This is a genomic window from Cupriavidus sp. HPC(L) (assembly GCF_000307735.3).
In the GTDB taxonomy this organism is placed as follows: Bacteria; Pseudomonadota; Gammaproteobacteria; order Burkholderiales; family Burkholderiaceae; genus Cupriavidus.
The window spans coordinates 1-6,768 of sequence record NZ_AMPR02000166.1 but is presented as its reverse complement, the minus strand read 5'-3'; the positions used below and the strand labels follow the sequence as shown (position 1 = coordinate 6,768).

The window sequence follows — 6,768 nt, the reverse complement described above, 5'->3', positions numbered from 1 at the left end:
GTCGCCGTCGCGGCCCAGCAGCGTCACGCTGGCGCCCTCGGCCAGCAGGCGTCCGGCGATGGCGGCGCCAATGCCGCGCGCCCCGCCCGTGACTAGCGCGTGGCGCCCCTGCAGCGGCAACGACGAACGATCGGCGTTCATCGCGCCCCCGCCAGCGCCGCGGCGCGCTCGAGGTTGGTCTCCAGCTGCCGCTTGCCGGCCTGGTATTGCACCGGCCAGTCGACCGGCCGATAGCCAAGCTGCGCGGCCTGATGCAGTGTCCAGGCCGGATCGGCCAGATGCGGGCGCGCGATCGCGCACAGGTCGGCGCGGCCTGCGGCGATGATGCTGTCGACGTGATCGGCCTCGGAGATCGCGCCAACCGCGATGGTCGGAATGCCCGCCTCGTTGCGGATGCGGTCGGCGAACGGCGTCTGGTACATGCGGCCATAGACCGGCGCCTGCTCGGGGCTGACCTGCCCCGACGAGCAGTCGATCAGATCCGCGCCGGCCGCCTTGAATGCGCGCGCGATCTCGACCGCATCGTCGGGCGTGATGCCGCCCTCGACCCAGTCGTGCGCGGAAATGCGCACCGACATCGGCCGCTGCGACGGCCAGACTTCGCGCACCGCGGCGAACACCTCGAGCGGATAGCGCAGCCGGTTGGCCAGCGAGCCGCCGTACTCGTCGTCGCGCCGGTTGGTCAGCGGCGAGATGAACGACGACAGCAGATAGCCGTGCGCGCAATGCAGCTCCAGCCAGTCGAAGCCGGCTTCGGCCGCGCGCCGCGCCGCGGCGACGAAGTCGTCGCGCACGCGATCCATGTCCTCGCGCGTCATCGCACGCGGCACCTGCGAAATGCCGGGCAGATACGGCAGCGGCGAGGCCGAGATCAGCGGCCAGTTGCCCTCGGGCAGCGGATGGTCCATCGCCTGCCAGCCGAGCTGGGTCGAGCCTTTGCGGCCAGCATGGCCAAGTTGCATGCCGATGCGCGTGCCGCCGGCCAGCCCCGTGCCCGCATGGACGAAATCGACGATGCGGCGCCACGCGTCGCGTTGTTCGTCATTCCACAAACCCGGGCATCCCGGCGTGATGCGCGCGTCCGGCGACACGCAGGTCATCTCGGCCATCACCAGGCCGGCACCGCCCTGGGCGCGCGCGCCCAGATGCACCAGATGGAAGTCGCCGGGCACGCCATCGACGCAGCAGTACATCGCCATCGGCGACACCACCACGCGGTTCTTCAGCGTCAGGCCGCGCACGCGGTAAGGCGTGAACATCGGCGGCAAGGCGCCGTCGTGCGCGCGCAGGCTTTCCTCGGGCACGCCGGCCTGGCGCGCCAGCCAGCGCTCGTAGTCCTCGACATAGCCGCGGTCGCGCAGCCGCAGGTTCTCGTGCGAGATCCGCTGCGAGCGCGTCAGCAGCGAATAGGCGAACTGCTCGGGCGCCAGCCGCGCGTAGCGCTCGACGTTCTCGAACCATTCGGTGGAATTGCGTGCGGCGTTCTGGATCTTCAGCACCTCGACGCTGCGGACGGCCTCGTAGCGGCGCAGCGCCTCGTCCAGCGCGTCCGCACCCGGTTGCGCCAGGCCGCGCAGATTGGTGGCCAGATCGATCGCATCCTCCAGCGCCAGCTTGGTGCCGGAGCCGATCGAGAAATGCGCGGTGTGCGCGGCATCGCCCATCAGCACCACCGGCACGCGGCGGCCGTCCGCCAGCGTGTTCCAGTGGACCCAGGTGTTGCAGATCACGCGGTTGAAGCGGATCCAGTTGGCCGAGCCGCGCAGGTGCGTGGCATTGCTGATCAGCGGCTGGCCATCGAGATATTTCGCGAACAGCCGCTCGCAGTAGGCGATGCCCTGCTGCTGGTCCATCTGCTCGATGCCGGCGGCACGCCAGACCGATTCGGGAGTCTCGACGATGAAGGTCGAGGTGTCGTCGTCGAAGCGGTAGGCGTGCGCCTGAAACCAGCCGTGCTCGGTCTGCTCGAAGGCGAACGTGAAGGCGTCGAAGCGCTTTTTCGTGCCAAGCCAGACGAAACGGCACTGGCGCGTATCGATGTCCGGGGCGAAGGTCTGCGCGTAGCGGGTGCGCACGCGGCTGTTGACGCCGTCGGAGGCGATCACCAGATCGGCGCGGTACTGCTCGGCCAGCGCCTGGTCGTCCTGCACGTCGGTCTCGAACACCAGCTCCACGCCAAGCGCCTCGCAGCGGGCCTGCAGGATGTTCAGCAGGCGCTTGCGGCCGATACCGATGAAGCCGTGCCCGCTCGAACGCATCGTGCGGCCGCGGAAATGGATGTCGATGTCGTCCCAGTGATTGAAGGCCGCGTCGATCTCGCGCGCGCTTTCCGGATCGGCCTCGCGCAGGTTGTCCATGGTGGCGTCGGAGAACACCACGCCCCAGCCGAAGGTGTCGTAGGGCCGGTTGCGCTCGACCACGATTACCTCATGGCGCGGGTCCTGCCGCTTCATCAGCAGGCCGAAATACAGGCCGGCCGGTCCGCCGCCAATACACAGTATTCGCATCTGTCGTCTCCTGGCGGCGTGATGGCCGCTGCCGCCCTGCCGCCGTGGTACCGATTCGCCGGCGCTGTGCCGTAATCAATACAGCCCTAAATATTTTATGTTTAAAATAATAGGGCGAGGCGGCCCGCTTGGCAAGCGGCCCCTGCAGCATGGCTCTGCGGCGCCGCCTGCCCGCGGCCGGGTCAGCCCTGCAGCGCCTCCCGGAACTGCGCCAGCGCCGACGGGTCCTCGATGGTCGTCAGGTCCCCGGGGTCGCGCCCTTCGGCCACCGCCTGGATCGCGCGGCGCAGCAGCTTGCCGGAGCGCGTCTTCGGCAACGCGCCGACGAACACCACGCGGGCGGGCCGCGCCACCGCGCCGAGCTGGCGGTCCACCGTCTGCATGATCTCTCCCTCCAGCGCCATGCGGGCTTGCGGCGTGGCGGCGCGCCCGGCATCGCGCAGGATGCAGACCGCCAGCGCGACCTGCCCCTTCAGCGGATCGGCGACACCCACCACCGCGACCTCCGCCACCGCCGGGTGCGAGGCGATGCTTTCCTCGATCTCGCGCGTGCCCAGCCGGTGGCCGGCCACGTTCAGCACGTCGTCGGTACGCCCAAGGATGAACAGATAGCCGTCCTCGTCGCGCACGCCCCAGTCGAAGGTCGAGTAGCGCTGCTTGTCGGGAAAGCCGGACCAGTAGGTCTTGACGAAGCGCTCGTCGTCGCCCCAGACGGTGCTCATGCAGCCGGGCGGCAGCGGCCCCTCGATCGCCACCACGCCCTTCTGCCCCGGTGCGCATTCGGCGCCGGTCTGCTCGTCGACGATGCGCACGTCGTAGCCGTACACGGGCAGCCCCGGCGAGCCCAGCTTGGCGGGCAGCGCCTCGATGCCGTGCTGCAGCGCGATGATCGGCCAGCCGGTCTCGGTCTGCCAGTAGTTGTCGACCACCGGCTTGTTGATCGCGGACTGGATCCAGCTGGCGGTCGGCTCGTCCAGCGGCTCGCCGGCCAGGAACAGCATGCGCAGGCTCGACAAGTCGTAGCGGGTCAGCCACGACGGGTCCTGCTTCTTCAGCACGCGGATCGCGGTCGGCGCGCTGAACATCACGTTGACGCGGTACTGCTCGACCAGCTGCCACAGGATGCCGGCATCGGGCCGCACTGGCGTGCCCTCGTACAGCAGCGTCGTCATGCCGGCCAGCAGCGGACCGTAGACGATATAGCTGTGGCCGACCACCCAGCCGATGTCGGAGGTGCAGAACATCGTGTCGCCGGGCTTGCCGCAGAAGATGGTCTCCATCGACGTGGCCAGCGCGACCGCGTAGCCGCCGGTGTCGCGCTGCACGCCCTTGGGCTTGCCGGTGGTGCCGGAGGTATAGAGGATGTACGACGGCGCGCTCGATTCGAGCCATTCGCATGGCACCTGCGTCGCGCCGACGCGCTCGCGCCAGGCCAGGTAGTCCTCGTCGCGGCCCGGGGTCCGTTCCATCGGCGCAAGGCCGCGGTCGACCAGCAGCACCTTGTCGGGCGGGTTCTGCGCGAGCCGCAGCGCCTCGTCGAGCAGCGGCTTGTAGGGCACGACCTTGCCGCCGCGCGAGCCGGCATCGGCGCTGACCACCACGCGCGGCCGCGCATCGTCGATGCGCGCGGCCAGGCTGACCGAGGCAAAGCCGCCGAACACCACCGAATGCACCGCGCCGATGCGCGTGCAGGCCAGCATCGCGAACACCGCCTCGGGAATCATCGGCATGTAGATCAGCACGCGGTCGCCCTGCCGCACGCCCAGCGCCAGCAGCACGGCGGCCATGCGGTTGACCTCGGCATGCAGCTCGCGGTAGCTGTAGCTGCGGCGCTGGTCGGTTTCGGTGGAGACATGGACCAGGGCCGGCTGCTCGGCCCGCTTGGCCAGGTGCCGGTCGACCGCGTTATGGCAGAGATTGGTGCGTCCGCCGACGAACCAGCGCGCAAATGGCGGCCGGCTGTAGTCGAGGACCTGTTCGCAGGGGGTCTGCCAATCGATGCGGCGGGCCTGCTCGGCCCAGAAGGCGTCGGGATCGACGAGGGAACGCGCGTGCAGGGCGCGGGTGGTGGCCATTGCTGTCTCCTCCGCTGGGGCGGCGGTTATCGTTGGACCGCCAGTTTGCCACCACCGGCACCGGCTTCGCCATCCGCAATGTCCACAAGGTCGCCCGCCTGGCTGGCCGGACCGGCCGCGCCCAAAGAAAAAGGGACACGCCCTTTGGCATGCCCCTTCCCGGTGGCTACTGCGGTGCTACGCCTTTCGCGACCGTCAGCGACCGTCAGCGACCGTCAGCGACCGTCAGCGCGCCTTGCCCTTCGCCTTCGCCTTGGGCGCTGCGCTGGCCTTGGCGCTGGCCCGGCCGGAGGAGGCCCCGGTGCTGGCCTTGACACTGGCCTTGACGCTGGCCTTGGCGGAAGCTCTCGACGAGGCCCGCACCGCCTTGCCGTGCGGTTCGACCACCACGCGCTGGCGGGCGTTGACGGCGCGGCCGCCCTTGCCCGATACGCGGATCACCCGCACCTCGTCGTCGCGCTCGGCGATCGCCCGCGCGCGCTTGACCGGCACGTTCAGCACCAGGCTCTGCCCGGCCACCAGCTTGGAGCCCGACAGCTTGTTCCATGCCCGGACCTGGCTGACCGACACGCCATAGCGGCGCGCCACCGAGGCGACCGTGTCGCGCTTGCCCGCGCGCACCACCAGCCGGCGCGCTTCGGGCAGATCCGGCTCCATCGCCAGGATCGCGTTGTCCGCCAGCTTGGCGCTGATGTCCTCGGTATGGCGGCCCGAACGCGGAATCATCACGGTCGAGCCGGGCTTCAGACGCATGCCCTTCGGAATCCGGTTGATCTCGCGCAGCGTGTCCGGATCGACGTTCAGCCGCGCGGCCAGCGATTCGACACGCTCGCGCCCGTCCACCGTCACCGCGGTCCAGCTCGACAGCCCGCCGCGATAGGTGTTCAGGTTGTACTGGAAACGCTCGGCATTCTCGAACGGCAGCAGGATCTGCGGGTTCGACGCACCGAGGATCACCGGCTTGTTGAACGACGGATTGAGCGCGCGGAATTCCTCCAGCGGCATGTTGGCCAGCTTGGCCGCCAGCGTCACGTCGATATCGCGCGAGGTCGTCACCGTGACGAAATACGGATGGTCCGGAATCGGCGGCAGCGTGACGCCATAGCTGGCCGGGTTGCTGACGATGTTCTTGACCGCCTGCAGCTTCGGCACGTAGTAGCGCGTCTCGTTGGGCATCGTCAGGCTGGCGTAGTCGGTCGGCAGCCCGCGCGCCTCGTTGCGCGCGATCGCCCGCGACACCGCGCCCTCGCCCCAGTTGTACGCCGCCAGCGCCAGATGCCAGTCGCCGAACATGTCATGCAGCCGGCTCAGGTAGTCCAGCGCCGCTTCGGTCGAGGCCAGCACATCGCGGCGCTCGTCGCGGAACATGTTCTGCTTCAGGTTGTAGTGCTTGCCGGTGCTCGGGATGAACTGCCACATGCCGGCCGCCTTCGCGCTCGACACTGCTTCCGGGTTGAACGCGCTCTCGACGAAGGGCAGCAGCGCCAGCTCGGTCGGCATGTTGCGGCGTTCGAGCTCGGCGACGATGTGGTACAGGTATTTGCTCGACCGCGCGATCATCCGCTCCATATAGTCGGGCCGCGCCGCATACCACTGCGTGCGGTCCTCGACCAGCGTGCCTTCCAGGTCCGGCATCGAAAAGCCGCGACGGATGCGCACCCAGATGTCCTGCGACTGGCCCAGCGTCCAGTCGATCCTGTCTTCGTCGACATTGATCGGCGCGGTCTCGCGCGCGATGGTCGGCGGCAGGTGGATCGAATTGAGCGGATCGGTGGGGGGAAGGCCGGTCTTGGGCTTGGTGGCGGAAGCCAGGGCGGTCGGCGAGCCGGCCGTGCCGGCTTCATCAGGCGGGACGGGCGTGCTGGCGCAAGCCGCCAGCAGCGCCGCACAGGCTACGGCCGCCAGGTATCGACCAATTCTCATCAAGTTCTCGGATCGTGACGCTAAAAATTGGCTGATCCTAAAGACAAAGCGGTTCTTGCGTCAATTGGATTTTCCGCTTTTCGCCCAGGCGCGGGCGGTCGGGCAGACGGATCGGCGGTGCATCCGTCAGCGAAAGCCGTCCTTCCAGGCGCGCAGCGCGCCGAAGGCCCCGGCATCGTCCGCGGCGGCAGCGCCCTGACGGGCCAGCGCCTGGCGCACCGCGGGGTCACGGGAACGCAGGAAGGGATTGACCGCGCGCTCAT

5 protein-coding genes are annotated in these 6,768 nt (G+C 69.0%); all 5 read right to left on the bottom strand.

What is annotated here, in order from left to right; all coding sequences use genetic code 11:
* Positions 1-141, bottom strand: a 141-nt coding sequence (locus B551_RS27065; RefSeq protein ID WP_157071958.1) for an SDR family NAD(P)-dependent oxidoreductase, incomplete at its 3' end; no start/stop codon positions are given.
* Entirely contained in the window at positions 138-2,507 is a 2,370-nt protein-coding gene (locus B551_RS11315; protein ID WP_023264108.1) for a bifunctional salicylyl-CoA 5-hydroxylase/oxidoreductase, read from the bottom strand. The genes B551_RS27065 and B551_RS11315, both read right to left, overlap by 4 nt.
* 182 nt (positions 2,508-2,689) lie before the next feature.
* Complete coding sequence (locus B551_RS11310; protein WP_006578185.1) at positions 2,690-4,582, bottom strand: propionate--CoA ligase; 1,893 nt, start codon at positions 4,580-4,582, stop codon at positions 2,690-2,692.
* A gap of 225 nt (positions 4,583-4,807) precedes the next feature.
* Positions 4,808-6,505 carry a transglycosylase SLT domain-containing protein gene (locus B551_RS11305; protein WP_006578184.1) on the bottom strand — a complete coding sequence of 566 codons (1,698 nt, stop codon included), beginning with the start codon at positions 6,503-6,505 and terminating at the stop codon, positions 4,808-4,810.
* Between the two features lie 126 nt (positions 6,506-6,631).
* On the bottom strand, positions 6,632-6,768 hold a 137-nt coding region (locus tag B551_RS11300), incomplete at its 5' end, for a hydroxyacylglutathione hydrolase C-terminal domain-containing protein (protein WP_043438965.1).

Coding starts and splice junctions, on each gene's coding strand:
- B551_RS11315 (WP_023264108.1), bottom strand. CDS start 2,507: ATGCGAATACTGTGTATTGGCGGCGGACCGGCCGGCCTGTATTTCGGC.
- B551_RS11310 (WP_006578185.1), bottom strand. CDS start 4,582: ATGGCCACCACCCGCGCCCTGCACGCGCGTTCCCTCGTCGATCCCGAC.
- B551_RS11305 (WP_006578184.1), bottom strand. CDS start 6,505: ATGAGAATTGGTCGATACCTGGCGGCCGTAGCCTGTGCGGCGCTGCTG.